General features: G+C 71.9%; 9 protein-coding genes and 1 tRNA gene. 3 read left to right on the top strand and 7 right to left on the bottom strand.

Translation table 11 applies throughout. The features are described from left to right. Positions 1-7 precede the first annotated feature (7 nt). The 4 genes from ABT118_RS26185 to adhE form a co-directional block, all read right to left on the bottom strand. Positions 8-805 carry a phosphoribosyl-dephospho-CoA transferase MdcG domain-containing protein gene (locus ABT118_RS26185; RefSeq protein WP_350673649.1) on the bottom strand — a complete coding sequence of 266 codons (798 nt, stop codon included), beginning with the start codon at positions 803-805 and terminating at the stop codon, positions 8-10. Positions 806-833: 28 nt separating this feature from the next. Next, a complete protein-coding gene (pflA, locus tag ABT118_RS26180) occupies positions 834-1,685 on the bottom strand; it encodes a pyruvate formate-lyase-activating protein (protein ID WP_350673646.1) in 852 nt (283 codons plus the stop codon). A gap of 82 nt (positions 1,686-1,767) precedes the next feature. Continuing rightward, positions 1,768-4,035, bottom strand: coding sequence for a formate C-acetyltransferase (gene pflB, locus ABT118_RS26175; protein WP_350673643.1), 2,268 nt, complete (start codon positions 4,033-4,035; stop codon positions 1,768-1,770). A gap of 109 nt (positions 4,036-4,144) precedes the next feature. Continuing rightward, on the bottom strand, positions 4,145-6,784 hold the full coding sequence (gene adhE, locus ABT118_RS26170; protein WP_350673640.1) for a bifunctional acetaldehyde-CoA/alcohol dehydrogenase: 2,640 nt from the start codon (positions 6,782-6,784) through the stop codon (positions 4,145-4,147). 285 nt (positions 6,785-7,069) lie between these two features. Between adhE and ABT118_RS26165 the strand changes: the two genes are divergently transcribed. Next, entirely contained in the window at positions 7,070-7,267 is a 198-nt protein-coding gene (locus ABT118_RS26165; protein ID WP_350673635.1) for a hypothetical protein, read from the top strand. Between the two features lie 61 nt (positions 7,268-7,328). Here the strand turns inward: ABT118_RS26165 and ABT118_RS26160 are convergent, their stop codons facing one another. Continuing rightward, a complete protein-coding gene (locus ABT118_RS26160) occupies positions 7,329-10,538 on the bottom strand; it encodes a S41 family peptidase (protein ID WP_350673633.1) in 3,210 nt (1,069 codons plus the stop codon). Between the two features lie 201 nt (positions 10,539-10,739). Between ABT118_RS26160 and ABT118_RS26155 the strand changes: the two genes are divergently transcribed. Beyond that, positions 10,740-12,416 (top strand): chitinase, encoded by a 1,677-nt coding sequence (locus tag ABT118_RS26155; RefSeq protein WP_350673629.1) that lies wholly within the window; start codon positions 10,740-10,742, stop codon positions 12,414-12,416. Positions 12,417-12,470: 54 nt separating this feature from the next. On the opposite strand, the gene ABT118_RS26150 is transcribed toward ABT118_RS26155, so the two are convergent. Next, positions 12,471-12,544, bottom strand: a tRNA-Lys gene (locus tag ABT118_RS26150). 47 nt (positions 12,545-12,591) lie between these two features. Continuing rightward, a complete protein-coding gene (locus ABT118_RS26145; protein WP_350673625.1) occupies positions 12,592-13,509 on the bottom strand; it encodes an NADP-dependent oxidoreductase in 918 nt (305 codons plus the stop codon). Positions 13,510-13,678: 169 nt separating this feature from the next. On the opposite strand from ABT118_RS26145, the gene ABT118_RS26140 reads away from it, so the two are divergent. After that, positions 13,679-15,262: a Na+/H+ antiporter gene (locus ABT118_RS26140; protein WP_350673621.1), complete on the top strand. Its 1,584-nt coding sequence runs from the start codon at positions 13,679-13,681 to the stop codon at positions 15,260-15,262. Positions 15,263-15,264 lie beyond the last annotated feature (2 nt).

Raw genomic sequence — 15,264 nt, 5'->3', positions numbered from 1 at the left:
GGCTGCCTCAGGCGGCGCGCGGGAACCAGGGGTCGCCGACCAGCAGCGGGCCGTCCGGGGTGTGCAGGGTGAGGCTCTGGGGGGAGGTGGAGTACTCGGCCAGCGAGACCGCGCCGTGGCGGGTCTCCAGTTCGGCCTCGACCCAGACCGGGAGCTTGCGGAGCCTGCGCCGCAGCAGCAGCGCGTCCCGGCGGCTGAACGGCAGCGGGCTGCGCAGCAGCAGCCGGAGCGGACTGTCCGGGGCGGTGGCGGGGACGCCGGTGGCGAGTTCGCAGCCGACGGCGCCGATCGGGCCCCAGCTCAGGCCGTAGCTCTCGACCACCGCGCCGGCCGCCGGCACTGCGGCGAGGGCGGGCAGCAGTAGCCGGTCCGGGTCCAACTGCTCCAGGCGGCCCGGCAGTTGCTCGGGCTTGAGGGCGACTGCGACGGCCGAGCGGGGGGCGTAGCCGACCGCCCGCTGCTCCAGCCGGGGGCCGCGCAGGGAGACCGGGATCCAGCTCTCGGCGGCGGCCGACTCGTCCCGGGTGCAGCGGATCCGGGCGGCGGGGAAGCCCGCCAGCACCGGGGCGCGGCGGACGGTGACCCAGGGGTTGCCGCGCAGCACGGTACGGGCCCAGTCCGGCATGGGTTCGGCGCCGGAGACCGTCCGCCGCAGCGAGCTGGGGCAGTGCAGCAGCAGCAGGTCGTGCGCGGTCGGCGTCCGGCCGTCCATCGCGGGGACCGGGCCGGTGACCCGCCGGGGGCGGCCGGGGTGCTCGTCCTGCTCGTAGGACCGGCTGCGGCGGCGGGGTGCTGCGGTGGTCATGGTTACCGTGCTCCTGGGTGAGTGGTGGTCAGATCGCGTTCAGGCCGTGCCCGGTGAAGACGGCGCGCGCGGCGGCCACCTGCTCCGGGGTCGGCGAGGGGGTGTCGGCGAGCGCGAAGTCCTGGCCCAGGGCCTCGTACTTGGCGGCCCCCAGCTTGTGGAACGGCAGTACGTCGACCCGGGAGACGTTGCCGAGCGAGGCGGCGAACGCGGCGACTCCCTCGACGTTCTCCACCGGGTCGGTCAGGCCGGGAACCAGCACGAACCGGACCCAGACCTCCTTGCCGAGGTCGGCGAGCCGGCGGGCGAAGTCCAGCGTCGGGTCCAACTGCCGCCCGGTGACCTTGCGGTAGAGCTCGCGGTCCCAGGACTTGATGTCCAGCAGGACCAGGTCCACGTCGGCGAGCAGTGAGTCGGTGGCCCGGGCGCCGAGGAAGCCGGAGGTGTCCAGGGCGGTGTGCAGGCCGAGTTCGTGCTTGAAGCGGTGGAACAGCTCCCCGGCGAAGACCGGCTGGAGCAGCGGTTCGCCGCCGCTGATGGTGGCGCCGCCGCCGGAGGCCTGGATGAAGGTGGTGTACTTCGCGGCCTCGGCCACCACCTCGTCGGCGCGGGTGCGCTTGCCGTTGCGCATCTTCATGGTGTCGGGGTTGTGGCAGTAGAGGCAGGTGAGCGGGCACCCGGCGAGGAAGGTGACGAAGCGGGTGCCGGGCCCGTCCACCCCGGTGGAGAGGTCCCAGGAGTGCACCGAGCCGGCGATCGGCCGCCGGCTGGCCGCGCCGGCCGGGGTGGTGGCGCAGCTCTCGGTGAGCGTGAGCGGCTCCTCCGCCGTCGGGTCGGCGGGCGGGCCGACCGGGATCGCGGTACCGAGCAGAACGGTCATGACTGGACCTCCTGGCGCTGGATCTCCCGGAGGGCGGCGCCGGAACGGTCGGGGACCGGCGCCGTCCTCCAAGTGGTGGCGGCTACAGCGAGCCGTGGAAGGTGCGGTTGAGCACGTCGAGCTGCTGCTCGCGGGTCAGCCGGACGAAGTTGACCGCGTAGCCGCTGACCCGGATGGTCAACTGGGGGTAGTTCTCCGGGTGTTCCATGGCGTCCAGCAGGGTGTCGCGGTTCAGCACGTTGACGTTCATGTGGAAGCCGTTGGAGGCGGTGTAGCCGTCCAGCACACCCGCGAGGTTCTTGACCCGCTCGGCGGGGGTCCGGCCGAGCGCGTCCGGCGTGACGGTGTTGGTGAGCGAGATGCCGTCCTCGGCGGACGCGTACGGCAGCTTGGCGACCGAGAGCGAGCTGGCCACGTAGCCGTGGGTGTCCCGGCCGTTCATCGGGTTGGCGCCCGGGGAGAACGGCTCGCCGGCCCGGCGGCCGTCGGGGGTGTTGCCGGTCTTCTTGCCGTAGACCACGTTCGAGGTGATGGTCAGCACCGACTGGGTGTGCTCGGCACCCCGGTAGGTCGGGTGCTTGCGGATCTTCCGCATGAACTCCTCGACCAGCCAGACCGCCAGCTCGTCGGCCCGGTCGTCGTTGTTGCCGTAGGCCGGGTACTCGCCCTCGATCAGGTAGTCGGTGGCCAGGCCGGTCTCGTCCCGCACCGGGGTGACCTTGGCGTACTTGATCGCGGAGAGCGAGTCGGCGGCGACCGAGAGGCCGGCGATGCCGCAGGCCATGGTGCGGCGGACGGCGCGGTCGTGCAGCGCCATCTCGATCCGCTCGTAGGCGTACTTGTCGTGCATGAAGTGGATGACGTTCAGCGCGTGCACGTAGGTCTCGGCCAGCCACTCCATCTGCTGGTCGAAGCGGGCCATCACCTCGTCGTAGTCCAGCACCTCGGCGGTGATCGGACCGGACTCCGGGCCGACCTGGGCGCCGGACTTCTCGTCCCGGCCGCCGTTGATCGCGTAGAGCAGGGTCTTGGCGAGGTTCACCCGGGCCCCGAAGAACTGCATCTGCTTGCCGACCGCCATCGCCGAGACGCAGCAGGCGATCGCGGTGTCGTCACCGAAGCGCGGGCGCATCAGCTCGTCCGACTCGTACTGCACGCTGGAGGTGTCGATCGACACCTGGGCGCAGAACTCCTTGAAGCCCTGAGGGAGTTGCGGGGACCAGAAGACCGTCATGTTCGGCTCGGGGGCCGGGCCGAGGTTGTACAGGGTCTGCAGGTAGCGGAACGAGCTGCGGGTCACCAGCGGGCGGCCGTCCTCGCCGATGCCGCCGATCGACTCGGTCACCCAGGTCGGGTCGCCGGAGAACAGCTCGTCGTACTCGGGGGTGCGCAGGAAGCGGACGATCCGCAGCTTGACGATGAAGTCGTCCACCAGCTCCTGGGCCTGCTCCTCGGTCAACAGCCCGCTGTCGAGGTCCCGTTGGAGGTAGACGTCGACGAAGGTGGAGGTGCGGCCGAGCGACATCGCCGCGCCGTTCTGCTCCTTCACCGCCGCCAGGTAGGCGAAGTACAGCCACTGGATCGCCTCCCGGCCGGTGCCGGCCGGCCCCGAGATGTCGTAGCCGTAGGAGGCCGCCATCTGCTTGAGCTCGCCCAACGAGCGGATCTGCTCGGCGAGTTCCTCGCGCTCCCGGATCACCTCTTCGAGCTGCGCCGGGTCGGAGGGCATCCGGTCCAGCTCGGCTTTCTCGGCCAGCTTGGCCTCGATCAGCCGGTCCACCCCGTACAGCGCGACCCGGCGGTAGTCGCCGATGATCCGGCCGCGCCCGTAGGCGTCCGGCAGGCCGGTGACGATGCCGGCCTTGCGGGCGGCCCGGATCTCCGGGGTGTAGGCGTCGAAGACACCCGCGTTGTGGGTCTTGCGGTACTCGGTGAAGACCTTCTCCAGCTCCGGGCTGACCGGGTAGCCGTACGTCTCCAGCGCACCGGCCACCATCCGCCAGCCGCCGTAGGGCATGATCGCCCGCTTCAGCGGGGCGTCGGTCTGCAGGCCGACGATCAGGTCCTTGTCCCGGTCGATCCAGCCCGGCGCGTGCGCGGTGATGGTCGAGGGGATGTCGTACGCGACGTCGTAGACGCCCTTGGCGCGCTCCTCCGGGAACCGGTCGGTGATCTCCTTCCAGACCGCCGTGGTGCGCTCGGTCGGGCCGGCCAGGAAGGAGCTGTCGCCGAGGTACGGGGTGTAGTTCTGCTGGATGAAGTCCCGGACGTCGATGGCATCGCGCCACAACCCGCCCTTGAACCCGTCCCAGGCTCCGCTCTGCGTCTTCTCGATGTGCTGGGTGCTCATGGTCTGCCTGCTCCCGCTTCGGATCGATGCCCTGTACCTATATTGTGAATCTGTTCACAAAGTCACATGGGCTCGAAAAGTCCTGTCTCGGAGGGACTTTCGTCCCGACTCAGATGTGGTCCCCGTAGTAGGCCTGCCGCATCAGCTGCTGCATGTCGGCCAGCATCGGCATCCGCGGGTTGGCCGGGGCGCACTGGTCCTCGTAGGCGAACATCGCCTGCTCCGGGAGGGCCGCCAGGAACGAGGTCTCGTCCACACCCGCGTTCTTGAAGGACTGCGGGATGCCGACCTTGTCGCGCAGCTCCTCGACCGCCTTGGCCAGCGACTCGACGCCCTGCTCGGGGGTCTTGGCGGCCAGGCCGAGCATCTTGGCGATCTGCTGGAACCGCTCCGGGGCCACGTAGCTCTGGTACTTGGGCCAGCTGGTCACCTTGGACGGCGCCGCGCCGTTGTAGCGGATCACGTGCGGCAGCAGGATCGCGTTGGTCCGGCCGTGCGCGACGTGGAAGGTGGCGCCCAGGGTGTGCGCCATCGCGTGCACCACGCCCAGGAAGGCGGAGCCGAAGGCCATGCCGGCGATCGTCCCGGCGTTGTGCATCTTCTCCCGGGCCACCGGGTTGTTCGGCCCGTTCACGACGGCCTCTTCGAGGTTCTCGAAGATCAGCCGGATGCCCTGCAGGGCGAGGCCGTCGGTGAAGTCGTTGGCGTAGACCGACACATAGGTCTCGATGCAGTGCGTCAGGGCGTCGAAGCCGGAGTCGGCGGTGACGGCCTTCGGCAGGTCGGTGGTCAGCGCCGGGTCGCAGATCGCCACGCTCGGGGTGAGCGCGTAGTCGGCCAGCGGGTACTTCTGGCCGGTCTCCGAGTCGGTGATCACCGCGAACGGGGTGACCTCGGAGCCGGTGCCCGAGGTGGTCGGGATGCAGACCAGCTTGGCCTTCTCGCCCAGGTCCGGGAAGGTGAAGGCGCGCTTGCGGATGTCGAAGAACTTCTCCTTCAGGTCCGCGAACACGGTCTCCGGGTGCTCGTACATCAGCCACATCACCTTGGCCGCGTCCATCGGCGAACCGCCGCCGAGCGCGATGATGGTGTCCGGCTGGAAGCCGCGCATCAGCTCGGCGCCCTTGTCCACGGTGTCGATGCTCGGGTTCGGCTCGACGAAGTCGATCACCCGGATCTCGACCGGTTCGGTGCGCCGGTTCAGGATCGACCTGACCCGCTCCAGGTGCCCGATCTCCACCATGGTGCGGTCGGTCACGATGACCACCTTGCGGGCACCGCGCATGTCCGCCAGGTACTTGATCGAGTTGCGCTCGAAGAAGACCTTCGGCGGGATCTTGAACCACTGCATGTTGGTGTTGCGCCGCCCGATCCGCTTGATGTTGACCAGGTTGAGCGCGGTGACGTTCCCGGAGACCGAGTTGGCGCCGTAGGAGCCGCAGCCGAGCGTCAGCGAGGGCATGAAGGCGTTGTAGACGTCGCCGATGCCGCCCTGCGAGCTGGGCGCGTTCCAGATGATCCGGCAGGCCTTCACCGCGTGGCCGAACTCCTCGGCGAACGCCTCGTCCTCGGTGTGCACGGCGGCCGAGTGCCCCAGGCCGTGGAACTCCACCATCTCGGTGGCCAGCTTCAGCCCCTGCTTGCGGGTCTCCGCCGTCAGCACGGCCAGCACCGGGCAGAGCTTCTCCCGGGTCAGCGGCTCGTCCGGGCCGACGAAGTCGACCTCGGCCAGGATGATCGAGGTGTCCGCCGGGACCTCGAAGCCGGCCGCCTCGGCGATCGCCACCGGGGACTGCCCGACCACGGCCGCGTTCAGCTTGGCGCCCGCACAGTTGCGGTCCTCGCCGACACCGAAGATGTACTGCTCCAGCAGTGCCTTCTCGGCCTTGGTGGCCAGGTGCGCCTTGAGCCGGCCGAACTCGGCCAGCGCCGGGCCGTGGATCTCCCGGTCCAGGATCACGGCCTGCTCGGAGGCGCAGATCATCCCGTTGTCGAAGGACTTGGAGACCACCACGTCGTTCACCGCGCGCTTGAGGTTCGCGCTCTTCTCGATGTACGCGGGCACGTTGCCCGCACCCACACCCAGGGCCGGCTTGCCGCAGCTGTACGCCGCCTTGACCATCGCGTTGCCGCCGGTGGCCAGGATGGTGGCCACGCCCGGGTGGTTCATCAGTGCCCCGGTGGCCTCCATCGAGGGCGTCTCGATCCACTGCACGCAGTGCGCCGGGGCACCGGCCGCGACCGCCGCGTCCCGGACGATCCGGGCCGCCTCGGCCGAGCAGCGCTGGGCGGCCGGGTGGAAGCCGAAGACGATCGGGTTGCGGGTCTTCAGCGCCACCAGCGCCTTGAAGATGGTGGTGGAGGTCGGGTTGGTCACCGGGGTGACGCCCGCGACCACACCGACCGGCTCGGCGATCTCCACGATGCCGTCGATGTCGTCCCGGCGGATCACCCCGACCGTCTTCATGTCGGCCATCGAGTGGGTGACGTGCTCGCAGGCGAAGATGTTCTTGACGGCCTTGTCCTCGAACACCCCCCGCCCGGTCTCCTCGACCGCCATCACGGCCAGCCGGGTGTGCGCCGCCAGTGCGGCCAGCGAGGCCTTCTTGACGATGTGGTCGACCTTCTCCTGGGTGAACCCGGCGTACTCCCGCAGGGCCTTCTGGCCGTTGCCGACCAGGATGTCGACGGCTATCGCGGCGTCGGAGGGGGCAGGGGTGTCGGTTGCTGCGGCTTGCTGGCGGGCCATCTCGCTCACCTCGGAGAACGGTGCTGCGTGGCGCTCCGGCGGCGCTGCCGGAAGCGGCTGACAGCTCCACCCTCCGTCGGGAGCGGATGAGTCGGCTATGGGCCTACGATCGGAGTCGAGGGGGACCAAAGCCCCAACGGCCGGGAGCCGTAAGGGCCGAGACGAGTACGGCCGAAGCCGGGTGCACTCCGCCGTCCGGGTGAGCCACCCGTCCCGGGGTGCGGAGCGGCGCGGCCGGTGAAAGATTGGTGGCAGCCCGTCATCCGACCGATCGGAGGAGGAGACATGGGCATTCTGGACCGACTCCGCCACAAGGCCCACGACACCGCGGACCCGGCCGAGCGGCAGCGGCTCGCCCACGACGAGGCGGCCGACGCCTTCCCGGACAGCGCCGAGCGCAGCGCGATGCACCGGGCCGAGCCCACCGAGGAGGACCGCCGGGCGGCCGAGGAGATGACCGCCGAGGGCGATCCCTGGGACTGAGGGCCGCGCATCGGGAAGGGGCACATCCGCCGACGGATGTGCCCCTTCGCCGTGCCCGGGTTCAGCGCGGTGGCAGCGGCGGACGGCGCAGGTCGGGCCGGGGGGCGTCCGGCGGCGGGGGCGTGGCCGCCGGGTGGTCGGCCAGCAGCTCCAGCGCCAGCCGGACGGCCGCCTCCAGCTCGGTGTGCAGCGAGGCGGCCCACTCGTGCGGCCCGCGCACCACCTCGACGTCCGGTGCCACACCGTGGTTCTCCACCGACCAGCCGATGCCGCCGATGAACCAGGAGGCGTTCTTCGGCACCGAGATCTGGGTGCCGTCGCCCAGGGTGTGACGGCCGGTCATGCCGACCACGCCGCCCCAGGTCCGGCTGCCCACCACCGGGCCGAGGCCGAGCAGTTTGATGGCGGTGATGATCACGTCGCCGTCCGAGCTGGTCGCGTGGTCGGCCAGGGCCACCACCGGGCCGCGCGGTGCGTCCTTCGGGTAGCGGACCGGGTGGCGGTCCCGGCTGTGGTCCCAGGCCAGCACCCGGCGGCTGAGCTTCTCCAGCACCAGCTCGGAGACGTTGCCGCCGGCGTTGCCCCGGACGTCCAGCACCACGGCGGGGTGGTCGAGCTCGCGCCGCAGGTCGCGGTTGAACTGGGCCCAGCCGGAGCCGCCGAGGTCGGGGATGTGCAGGTAGCCGCACCGGCCCTGGCTCAACTCCCTTACCAGGCTACGCCGTCGGGTCACCCAGTCCTGGTAGCGGATCGGCCGTTCGTCGGTCAGCGGGGTGACCGCGATCCGGCGCAGGGCGCCGTCGGCGGCGGTGCGGAAGGTGAGTTCGACGGTGGTGCCACCGGTGCCGACGAGCTGCGCGGCCGGGCCGCGGAGCGGGTCCGGCGGTCGGCCGGAGACTGCCACCACCTCGTCGCCGTCGCGCAGCCCGTACCCCGCCAGCGGGGCGCGGGCGCGCGGGTCGGAGGACTCGCCGGGCAGGATCCGGTCGACCAGCCAGCGGCCGTCCGGGGCGCGGTGGATGTTGGCGCCGAGCAGGCCGAGCGGCTGGGTGGCCGGGGCCGGGCCCTCACCGCGCCGGGACGGGGAGACGTAGGCGTGCGAGGTGCCGAGCTCGCCGAGCAGCTCGCGGAGCAGGTCGGCGAAGTCGTCCGGGGTGGCCACCCGGTCGACCAGCGGGGCGTACTGCTCCACCAGCCGGGGCCAGTCCAGGCCGCACATGCCGGTGTCCCAGAACTGGTCCCGGACGATCCGGGCCGCCTCGTGGTACGCCTGCCGCCACTCCTGCGCCGGGTGCACGGTGTGCGTGATCCGGCGCAGGTCAACGGTCAACGGCTGGCTGCCCGACGGGAGTTGGAGCAGGCGCAGGGTGCCGGCCGAGAACACCAGCACCGAGCGGCCGTCACCGGAGACCGAGTAGCCGTCGAGCTGTTCGGCGACCGTGGTGCGGGTGCCGTGGGCCAGGTCGAAGTACTCCAGTGCGGGGCGGCCCGAGGTGTCGGCCGGGTTGGCGAAGGTCTGGCCGAGCGCGCCGGCGATCGGCCAGCGGAGCCAGAGCAGGCCGCCCCGGGCGGCAGCGGTGGCCGAGTACTTGGAGGCGATCACCGGGAACGGGACCAGGCGGCTGGACAGGCCCAGCGGGTCCACCGTCACGGTGCCGTCGCCGCCGGTCTGCTCCGGGTCCAGGCCGACCGGGGGCCGCCCCTCGGCCGGGTCGGCGAACGGCGACGGGGTGTCGGCGGCCAGCGGGACCAGGTAGGGGCGGCAGCCGAGCGGGAAGGACAGGTCGCCGGTGTGCACGTCGTGCACCGGGTCGAAGCCGCGCCAGGAGAGGAAGACCAGGAAGCGGCCGTCCCGGGTGAAGACCGGGTGCTCGTCCTCGAACCGGCCGCCGGTCACGTCGACGGTCCGGGCCGGTTCGGCCACCCGGGCCAGCTGGATCGAGCGCAGCGAGCGGCCCGCCACCGGCTGGGACCAGGCCAGCCACTGCGAGTCCGGGGAGAAGGCGGGGCTGCCGATCGGCCCGTACCGGGAGACGGCCGCCTCGGTGACCGCCCCGTCGGCGGTCGCCACCAGCAGCAGCCGCCCGTCCGAGGCGACCGCCGCCAGGGTCCGGCCGTCGGGGGCGGCGGCCAGCTCCAGCACCCGGCCGAGCCGGCCGGCCGCGATCCGGCGCGGCGGGGTCTCCGGACCGCCCCGGCTCGGGGCGGGGGCGATCTCGATCGCGTCGGCGCCCTCGGCGTCGGTGACCCAGGCCAGCTGTCCGCTGTGGCCGAGCAGGACCGGCAGCCTGGTCCTGACCCCGGGGGTGTCGGCCAGCACCCGGGCCGGGCCGTCCCGGTGGGCCAGCCAGTACAGGCTGCCGCGCACCGTGACCGCGCTGGCCCGGCCGGTGGAGTCGCAGGCCAGGTCCTTGACCTGACTGGCCGTCGGCACCTGGTACGGGCGGCGGCCGGCCCGGGAGCCGCCGAGCGGGACGTCCAGCCGGCGCGGGTGCGGGTGGTCCAGGCTGTCCAGCAGCCAGAGGTCGCCCGCGTGCTGGTAGACGATCCGGGTGCCGTCGGTGGCGGCCTCGCGGGCGTAGTACGAGGCGTGGTCGGTGTGCCGGCGCAGGCCGGTGCCGTCGGGGCGGCAGGAGTAGAGGTTGGCGACGCCCTCGTGGTCGGAGAGGAAGGCGATCCGGTCGCCGACCGGCATCGGGGAGGAGAGGTGGCCGGTGTGGTCGGGGAGCAGCTGGGTGGTGCCGAGCCAGAGCCGGCCGGTGGCGCCGCCCCGGTAGCGCTTCCAGGCGGCGGGCTCGTGCGGGGCGGCGGCGGTGAGCAGCACGGTGTGGCGGGCGTCCTGCTGGGCGTCGCTGACCGGCCCCCAGGGCATCCGGCGGCCGGGGGAGCCGTCCGGGGGCAGCGCCCAGGCCCAGGTGTAGTGGGCGAACGGCTCGTGGTACGAGGTCAGCGCGAGCAGCTCGCCGTCCGCCAGCCAGCCGCGGACCCGGGTGTCCTGGCTGCCCCAGTGGGTGAGCCGGGTGGCCCGTCCACCGTCCGAAGGGGCGGTCCACACCTCGGGGGTGAGGGTGAGCCAGCTGGTCCAGGCGACGGTGGCGCCGTCGGGGGAGAGCCGGGGGTGGCTGACCCGGGTGCGGTCGCAGCTCACCCGCCAGGCCCGGCCGACGCTGCCGTCCCCGGCCAGCGGGGCGCACCAGACGTCGTCCTCGGCGGTGAAGGCGAGCAGGCCGCCGCGCAGGTGCGGGTACCTGAGATAGCCGGGCTCGGTCACCCCCTCATGCTTCGGGGGCCCCGGGCGGGTCGCAACCGGTGTTGCTCCTCACGGGCCGTCAGTCCGCCTATTGGTCGAGACCATTGACACCTGGCGGCCGGAGCCGGTTCAGTGGTCCAGTCCAATCCGTGCCCATCGCACCAAGCCTTCCCCAGAGGCGAGTTGGACCACCCCCACAGATCGAGGCAGGAGCATCCCCACATGCGAACTCCCCGAACCACCAGACGGCTGATCGCAGCCGGCACCGCCTGGACCACGGCCGCCGCCGGGGCCGTCGCGGTCAGCTTCGCGCTGGCCCCGACCGCCAGCGCCGGCGAGTTCCTGACCAACGGCGGCTTCGAGACCGGCAGCGTCGCCCCCTGGAGCTGCACCGGCAGTCTCGGCAGCACCACCAGCCAGTCCAGGACCGGCAGTTACGCACTGGCGGCAGCGGCCAGTGCGAGCGACTCGGCCAAGTGCAGCCAGACCGTCACGGTCCAGCCCGGCACCACCTACCAGCTGACCGGCTGGGTCAAGGGCGCCTACGTCTACCTGGGCGTGGAGGGCGGCACCGCCGCCAGCACCTGGACCCCGAGCACCGGCGGCGCCTTCCAGAAGCTCTCCGTCAGCTTCACCACCGGCGCCGCGCAGACCAGCGCCACCGTGTACACCCACGGCTGGTACGGCCAGGGCACCTACTACGCGGACGACCTGTCGCTGGACGGCCCCGGTGCGCCCAGCCCGTCGCCGACCACCCAGCCGTCCACGCAGCCCCCCACCCAGCCGCCCACCTCCCCGCCGCCGTCGACCTCGGGGCCCTCGGTGCCGCCGAGCTCGCCGCCGCCCACCTCGCCCAGCCCGACCGCGCCGCCGACCGACCTGCCGCCGCACGCGCTGGTCGGCTACCTGCACGCGAGCTTCGCCAACGGCGCCGGCTACACCAAGGTCGCCGACATCCCCGACTCCTGGGACGTCATCAACCTGTCCTTCGGCGAGCCGACCTCGGTGACCTCCGGCGACATCCGGTTCAACCGCTGCCCGGCCACCGAGTGCGCCGGGGTGGAGTCGGACGCCGACTTCAAGGCGGCCATCGCGGCCAAGCAGGCCAAGGGCAAGAAGGTGCTGATCTCGATCGGCGGCCAGAACGGCCAGGTCCAGCTCAGCACCACGGCCGCCCGGGACACCTTCGTCAGCTCGGTCTCCGCGATCATCGACAAGTGGGGTCTGAACGGCCTCGACATCGACTTCGAGGGCCACTCGCTCTCGCTGAACACCGGTGACACCGACTTCAAGAACCCCACCACCCCGGTGGTGGTCAACCTGATCTCGGCGCTGAAGACCCTCAAGGCCAAGTACGGCTCGAAGTTCGTGCTGACCATGGCCCCGGAGACCTTCTTCGTCCAACTCGGCTACCAGTACTACGGTTCCGGCCCCTGGGGCGGACAGGACCCGCGCGCGGGGGCGTACCTGCCGGTGATCCACGCGCTGCGCAACGACCTCACCCTGCTGCACGTCCAGGACTACAACTCCGGCTCGATCATGGGCCTGGACAACCAGTACCACTCGATGGGCGGCGCCGACTTCCACGTCGCCATGACCGACCTGCTGCTCAAGGGCTTCCCGGTGGCGGGCAACACCGCCAACGTGTTCCCCCCGCTGGCCGCCTCGCAGCTCGCCATCGGCATGCCGGCCACCACCAACGCCGGCAACGGCTACGTCAGCCCGACCGAGGTCAACAAGGCCCTGGACTGCCTGACCAAGCTCACCAACTGCGGCACCTACGTCCCGCGCAGCGGGGCCCAGCCCAACCTGCGCGGCCTGATGACCTGGTCGATCAACTGGGACCAGTTCAACGGCGTGCGGGAGTTCTCGAAGAACTTCGACAGCTACTGGCCGTGATCCGCTGAACGAAGGAAGGCCCCCACCGTGAGGTGGGGGCCTTCCGACCGTCTGTGCGCCGCCAGGGACTCGAACCCCGGACCCGCTGATTAAGAGTCAGCTGCTCTAACCAACTGAGCTAGCGGCGCCTGCTGACGAAGAGAACATTACCTGGTCAGCAGCGGAAACCCGAAATTCACTCGGCCCAGGGGGTGATCACCGCCTTGCCCCGGACGTGCCCGTCCTCCACCAGCCGGTGGGCCTCGGCCGCCCGCGCCAGCGGGAAGGCGGCGGCGATCTCCAGCCGGAGCGCGCCGGTCTCCCAGAGCCCGGTCAGCTCGGCCAGCCGGGCGGCGGTGCGCGGGCCCCGCAGGCTGCGCAGGCCGAGCCGCTGGGCGCCGGCGTAGTCGACGATGGTGCCGATCCGGTCGCGGTCCGCCACCAGCTCGACCGAGGCCTCCAGGGCACCGCGCCCGGCGCCGTCGAGGGCGGCGTCCACCCCGTCGGGGGCGACGGCCCTGACCCGGTCGGCCAGGCCGGGGCCGTACGCGACCGGGATCGCGCCGAGCTCGCGCAGGTAGGCGTGGTTGGGCTCGCTCGCGGTGCCGATCACGGTGGCGCCCCAGGCCCGGGCCAGCTGGACGGCGACGGTGCCGACCCCGCCCGAGGCGCCGTGGACCAGCACCGTGTCGCCCCGGCCGACCTTGAGCTCGGTCAGCGCGACGTGCGCGGTCTGGGCCGAGGCGGAGAACGAGCCGGCCTCCTCCCAGCTCATCCCGGCGGGCTTGGCCACCAGCTGGGCGCCGTCCACCACGAGGTGCTGGGCGTGCGAGTTCAGCAGCCGGAAGCCGAGCACCTCGTCCCCCACCTCCCAGCCGAAGCTGCCGGCGCCGAGCTGCTCCACCACCCCGGCGAACTCGTTGCCCGGGATCGCGGGGTACGTGATGTCCGCGCCCGGCGGGGACCAGCCGGAGCGGACGGCGGTGTCGGCCGGCTGGATGCCGGCGGCCAGCACCCGGACCAGCACCTCGCCCGGGCCCGGCGCGGGCACCGGGAGCTCCGCCACGTACAGCACCTCGGGGCCACCGGGCTCGTTGAACATCGACGCCAGCATGGGACCGCTCCTCTTGGGTTCGTCGGCTTCTGCCGCCACTCTCGATGTTGAAGTGCGGTTGAGGTCAAGCCCCTGGCGGCGCGCCGGAGCCGGAGTTGGCGCATTGTCAGATTTATCCTGGTCCGAGGGGGCGTCAGAACCGATCAGAAAACCGAGAGGACGGCACTCCGTGGGCCAGCTGTCACTGCTCTTCATGGTGCTGCTCGCCTCGGTGGTGACCATCCCGGTGGCCCGGCTCACCCGGGTGCCGCAGCCGGTGCTGATGACCGGGATCGGTCTGCTGCTGGCCTGGATCCCGCAGGTGCCGGACATCACCGTCAACCCCGAGCTGATCCTGCCGCTGGTGCTGCCGCCGCTGATCTTCGCGGTGGCCCGGCGCTCCTCGGTCCGCTACTTCCGGGCCAACATCCGCTCGATCCTGCTGCTCGCGGTCGGCCTGGTGATCGTCACCACCACGGTGGTGGCCGCGGTCTTCCACGGACTGATGCCCGCCCTGCCGGTGGCCGCCGCGGTCGCCCTCGGCGCGCTGGTCTCGCCGCCCGACCCGGTGGCCGCGGTCGCCGTGGCGGGCAGCGTCGGACTGCCCCGGCGACTGGTCGCGGTGCTGGAGAGCGAGGGCCTGTTCAACGACGTCACCGCGATCGTCATCTACTCGGTGGCCGTCCAGGCGGTGGTGACCGGGGACTTCTCGGCGGGCGGCGCGGCCCTGCGGTTCGTGCTCTCGGCGGTGCTCGCGGTGGTGGTCGGGATCGGGCTGGGCTGGCTGAACGCCAAGCTGGCCGGGCTGCTGGACGACCCGACCCAGCAGGTCGCGCTCAACCTGCTGGTGCCGTTCGCCGCCTATGTGCTGGCCGAGGAGATCCACGGCTCCGGCGTGCTGGCCGTGGTGGTCTGCGCGCTCTACCTCGCCGACCGGGCCGCCGACGCCGACGACGTCGCGTACCGGCTGGTCGGCAACGCCTTCTGGGAGATCGTCGAGATCCTGATCACCGGCGTCGCCTTCGGGCTGATCGGCCTGGAGCTGGCCCCGCTGATGGAGGAGGTCAAGGACAGCTGGCACGGCATGGTCGGCGACGCGGCCTGCGTGATCGGCGCGCTGCTGCTGATCCGGCTGCTCTGGCTGCTGCCGGCCGCCTGGATCTCCAAGCGGGTCAGCAAGGCCGACGAGGACACCCCGATCAGCTGGCGCGAGACGGTGGTGCTCTGGTGGTCCGGGATGCGCGGGGTGGCCACCGTCGCGCTGGCGCTCGGCATCCCGCTCACCATCGACGGCGGCGCGGGCTTCCCCGGGCGGGACGAGATCATGGTGGTCGCCTTCGCGGTGGTGCTCTTCACCCTGCTGGTCCAGGGCCTGACGCTCCCTCTGGTGGTCCGGCTGCTCGGTCTCGGCGGCGGCGCGGTGGACGTGCACGAGGAGGCGGTCAAGCGGATGTGGTGGCGGGCGGCCAAGGCCGGCCTGACCCGGCTCGGCGAGCTGGAGGACGAGCGCGACCTGCAGCCCGAGGTGGTCGAGCGGCTGCGCGAACGCCAGCACGACCGGCTGGCCAGGCTCTGCCCGGAGAAGTACGCGGAGGAGGAGGCGCAGGAGGCCAGGGAGCGGTTCGTCCAGTGGCAGGCCGCCGCCGACATCGAGCAGGAGATGATCGCCGCCTCCCGCCGCGAGGTGCTGGCCGCCCGGGGCGAGCTCGGCGGCGACCCGGAGATCGCCGACCAGGTGATGCGCAGGCTCGACCTGCGCTCACGCCGCAAGTAGGT

The sequence above is a fragment of the Kitasatospora sp. NPDC002040 genome, assembly GCF_040296785.1.
In the GTDB taxonomy this organism is placed as follows: Bacteria; Actinomycetota; Actinomycetes; order Streptomycetales; family Streptomycetaceae; genus Kitasatospora.
Note: the sequence above shows the minus strand (reverse complement) of the source record. Positions and strands in the feature narration are given on the sequence as shown.